The sequence below is a fragment of the Anabaena sp. FACHB-1237 genome (genome assembly GCF_014696225.1).
Taxonomy (GTDB): Bacteria; Cyanobacteriota; Cyanobacteriia; order Cyanobacteriales; family Nostocaceae; genus FACHB-1237.
The window spans coordinates 1-3,473 of record NZ_JACJPV010000084.1 but is presented as its reverse complement, the minus strand read 5'-3'; the positions used below and the strand labels follow the sequence as shown (position 1 = coordinate 3,473).

4 protein-coding genes and 1 pseudogene are annotated in these 3,473 nt (G+C 36.8%); all 5 read right to left on the bottom strand.

Going from position 1 to position 3,473, the window contains the following annotated elements:
* Nucleotides 1–82 precede the first annotated feature (82 nt).
* A pseudogene (locus H6F32_RS20785) lies at nucleotides 83–286 on the bottom strand (IS607 family transposase); the annotation flags it as partial.
* The gene (locus H6F32_RS20075) at nucleotides 287–1,237 is read right to left on the bottom strand and encodes an aldo/keto reductase (protein ID WP_190371034.1); all 951 of its coding nucleotides are present in this window, start codon (nucleotides 1,235–1,237) and stop codon (nucleotides 287–289) included.
* Nucleotides 1,218–2,036 (bottom strand): TauD/TfdA family dioxygenase, encoded by an 819-nt coding sequence (locus H6F32_RS20070; protein WP_190371033.1) that lies wholly within the window; start codon nucleotides 2,034–2,036, stop codon nucleotides 1,218–1,220. The genes H6F32_RS20075 and H6F32_RS20070 overlap by 20 nt, the downstream gene beginning before the upstream one ends.
* A 6-nt stretch (nucleotides 2,037–2,042) precedes the next feature.
* Nucleotides 2,043–2,711 (bottom strand): acetyltransferase, encoded by a 669-nt coding sequence (locus tag H6F32_RS20065; protein ID WP_190371032.1) that lies wholly within the window; start codon nucleotides 2,709–2,711, stop codon nucleotides 2,043–2,045.
* Complete coding sequence (locus tag H6F32_RS20060; RefSeq protein ID WP_313926674.1) at nucleotides 2,708–3,274, bottom strand: glycosyltransferase; 567 nt, start codon at nucleotides 3,272–3,274, stop codon at nucleotides 2,708–2,710. The genes H6F32_RS20065 and H6F32_RS20060 overlap by 4 nt, the downstream gene beginning before the upstream one ends.
* Nucleotides 3,275–3,473: the final 199 nt, after the last annotated feature.

Here is a 3,473-nt window from a genome sequence, read left to right as displayed (position 1 = left end):
TACCCGCGTGTTTAGCCATTAATATTTCTTGGGTTTTATTTAACTTGAGTTTTGTTTTAATGGATAAAAGCATTAGACGCTCTCAACACTGTATTTCTTTATTGTCTAAGTTTGACACACTTTGTATAGGTTCGTTAATAGCATTCTTGAGATGATCTTTGATTTCTTTGGAGTAATTTCTCAATCCGTACAACCGACAAGAAAAGCAGTGAATAATTGCCATTAGGTGTTCTACTAATTCTTGTTGGGGTGACAAAGATTCCTGGTTTGCAACTATGATCTCTAACTAAAATTGCCAATGTACGGGAACATCAGGAACGGAATCCTGAATTTTTTTGATGATCACCGGATCTAATGCACCCAGTTTCACTGCTTGTAAATTAGCCGTAACTTGACTGGGGCTTCTCATACCCGGAATAACCACCTCAACTTGAGGATGGTGCAAAACATATCTTAATGCTGAAACGGTGATTCCGCCGGGTAATTCATCCAAAAAATCTAATTTTCTTGAACTATTTAATAACCATTGTTGATCCCCTGCAGGTAAATACTTACGCCAATCATTATCAGCAAAATTTGGTTGTTGATGAAGGTATTTATGACTTAAGAATCCTGATGCTAAAGGAACTCTAGCGATAAATTGATATGCAGGATTTAGGTGGTTAAACAAAAACTCCTCGGCTCGGCGATCTAAAATATTAAAAATCGCTTCAATTACATTACCAAAAGAATATTCTACAACTTTTAAAGCCCCTTTTACAGTTTTGGAGCTAACGCCATATTGCTTAATATATCCTTTCTGAATTAATCCTGTGAGTATAGAGACATCATAACCATTCCAGTCGAAGTCATCAGGAGGGCTGTGGAATAGCAAAATATCAATGCAATCTACCTTTAAGCGTTTTAAGCTATTAGTAACAGCTTGCTCTAACCATTGGGTTGAAAAGTCTTGGTAACTATAACCTTGATGATCCTGGCGATTTCCAAATTTTGTACAGATTCGCAACTTGTCTTTGGGATAATGCTTAATAGCTTTCCCTAAAATTTCTTCTGCTCGTCCCCATCCATAGGCATCCGCAGTATCAAAAAATTGTATTCCTCCATCTATGGCTAGGTGAACAGATTGAATGGCTGTGGCTTCTTCAATATCTCCCCAACCTTTATGCTGTCCATTAACTATGTTTTCACCACCAAATTGCCAAGTGCCAAATCCCAGTTTATGTGTTAATGATTTCATCTTGGCCAATGTTTTCTAAATGAAAATTTTTCGGCTTGCGAGAGTGGAGAATAACTGATCCTTTGATCAGTGTTCTTTCACCTTTTTGAGTAGTAAAAAAGGCCGTTCTGCCATGCAAAAGTCTTTCATCATGAAAAAATACTGCATCTGTCGGACTTAAAAGCAAATTCGTAGTGATTTGACTATTGTGAATTCGAGTTTCCAAAAAGTGCTGAAACCTTTCTACTAATTCTTTAGCTTCAGGTGCATTTTTCGGGTCTAATCGGTAGTAATTATAGTTTAATCGCCATCCTAATTCATCTTCTGTAATAATCGGCTTTGTTTTCCAATTTTCATGCCTAGAAAAACAAACAGGAATAGTTTTCAAATCTTCTAACAATCCATATTCTTGATCAATTTCTAAAGCTTGAACTAATAAATCGCTATCCAGAAAAATAGTCGCTCCACCTAGTTTAGCTTGGGAAAGACAATAAAAGTAATTAACAGCATCATGATGATTGAGGTAGGAATTATCAGTATGTAAAGGCTGTCGGGTATTGCTGGAGCGATATTTATTAGGTTGTGCTGGATCATAGCTAATGTCAATCCAGCGGTTGCCAGTTTTTTTACCAGTCTCCTTATCTTCATCCATATCAATTACCCATCCTAAGTAATTACTTAGATCAGTATAAAATTCATGGGTAGATAGTTGAAGATTGGGAACAACTAAATGAATAAGTTTATAATCCTCTAAAGCTGATTGAATCGCTTTTTTGGTTGATTCGGGTGTTGTATACTCGATTTTTTTGTAAAAATTCATGGTCAATTAATATTGTACAGATGAATCAATATTTCTAATCACTTTTGCCGGAACTCCGTAGGCTACTACACCAGGGGGTATATCCCGCACTACAACCGCTCCAGCACCAATAATGGAATTTGCCCCGATGGTAATGCGATCGCTCACCGTTGCGCCAATTCCTATCCATGCTCCTTGTTTGATGGTTGTTCTACCACCAATATGAACACCTGGTCCAATATGAACCCCGTCTTCAATCACACATTCATGATCTACACTAGCAGTAGTGTTAATTATGACGTTTTTACCAATTTTTGCACTGGGATTAATTACTGCTCCGGCACAAATTACTGTACCTGACCCTATAACTATATCACCAGCTACAATTGCTTGAGGATGGACTGCTGTGGCTAAACGAAAACCATTTTGCTCAACTAAGTTTGATAATTCTAGTCTAGTTTGACAGTTGCCAATAGCAATCAGTGAGTATTTAACCCCATCATCATGAAGTTGATCAAATTTTTCTCTACCTCCTAAAATAGTTACTCCGCAAAAATTCTTACCATGTAAATGTAAGTTTATGTCGTCCAAAAATCCGACAATTTTGTATTGATTTATTAAGCGGATGATGTCAGCCACTACTAACGCATGGCCAGAAGCTCCCCATATTACTAGATTTTGGCACAAATCATTCATAAGTCAGCCAACTGTAGGAATCTTCTCGCATATCCTAGTTGCAGATGCAAATAGCTTTGACGAGCAATTGTTTCTTTTTCCAAATTGTGTTCACCCAAATCTGCTTCAAAAACTGTCAGTATTTGCTCTGCTAATGTTTCAGCAATATGGGGATCAAAAAACAAGCTATTTGGCGGATCTTGCTCTTGGTGAACCTGAATATCAGATAAAATTATTGTTTTACCTAACATTCTGGCTTCTTCTACTCCCGTATGCCATCCTTCAAAGAAAGATGGTTGCAATAATCCCACACTACCACGTAGTAATTGAAATTGATCCCCTTTAGGAATCATACCCAAAATCCTTACATAATCATGTAACCCAAACTCATGGATACAACTAAGAAACTTATTGTAGTAACCTGGATTACGATAGTCGTGGATATCTCCCGTAAACACAACTAGCATGGATTGATTACGTTCTTTGAGTATTTTCAATGCCTCCAGCACAACAAAATGATTCTTGGTCGGTGCTAATGTGTTACTGACTAGTAAATATCTAGATGGTAAATGGTACTTGTTAATAATTTGATTAGGGGAATAATTCCACCATGAATCATCTGCAAAAACTCTAAATTGCAGAACAAAAGTTTTATCTAGGACTTACGCATTGACAAAAAACATTATCTATGTATTCTAGATCATGCGATCGCTATTAAGATTAGCAAAAATATGCTCACGTACAACTAAAGTAAACAGATTCCTCTGTACTTCATACCAGTTG

Coding starts and splice junctions, on each gene's coding strand:
- H6F32_RS20065 (WP_190371032.1), bottom strand. CDS start 2,711: ATGAATGATTTGTGCCAAAATCTAGTAATATGGGGAGCTTCTGGCCAT.
- H6F32_RS20075 (WP_190371034.1), bottom strand. CDS start 1,237: ATGAAATCATTAACACATAAACTGGGATTTGGCACTTGGCAATTTGGT.
- H6F32_RS20070 (WP_190371033.1), bottom strand. CDS start 2,036: ATGAATTTTTACAAAAAAATCGAGTATACAACACCCGAATCAACCAAA.